Genomic DNA, 380 nt, shown 5'->3' on the forward strand with positions numbered 1-380 from the left:
GGGGTGCTGTGGTGAAGATGGAACGGTCCATCGGTGCCGCCACATGCGGAGCATGCTTGGGCGAGCACTCGGTCAGTCAGGTTGGTCCTGCTTAACCGAAGGGGACTGTCAGGAATTTTGTGCGGGAGGCCATAGGATGGAATGGAAGGGACCATCGATATGGCAATCGACAAGGACGTTTTGGACCAGCTTCTGGCGGGTCGTGACCCGCAGGAGCTGTTTGCAAAGGACGGTCTGCTCGACGAGCTGAAGAAGGAGTTGTCGGAGCGGATGCTGTCGGCTGAGCTCGACGATCATCTGGAAAGCGAAGGCGCCGCAGGCACCATCAACCGGCGCAACGGGTCATCGAGGAAGACGATGCTGACGGGCACATCGAAGGT

Annotated in this window: 1 protein-coding gene; it reads left to right on the forward strand. The window is 59.2% G+C overall.

Annotated elements, in window-relative coordinates:
• Positions 1-159: 159 nt before the first annotated feature.
• A partial coding sequence (locus ASV53_RS24870) for a transposase (RefSeq protein ID WP_189337982.1) occupies positions 160-380 on the forward strand: 221 nt, incomplete at its 3' end.

This window comes from Photobacterium sanguinicancri (assembly GCF_002265265.1).
In the GTDB taxonomy this organism is placed as follows: Bacteria; Pseudomonadota; Gammaproteobacteria; order Enterobacterales; family Vibrionaceae; genus Photobacterium; species Photobacterium sanguinicancri.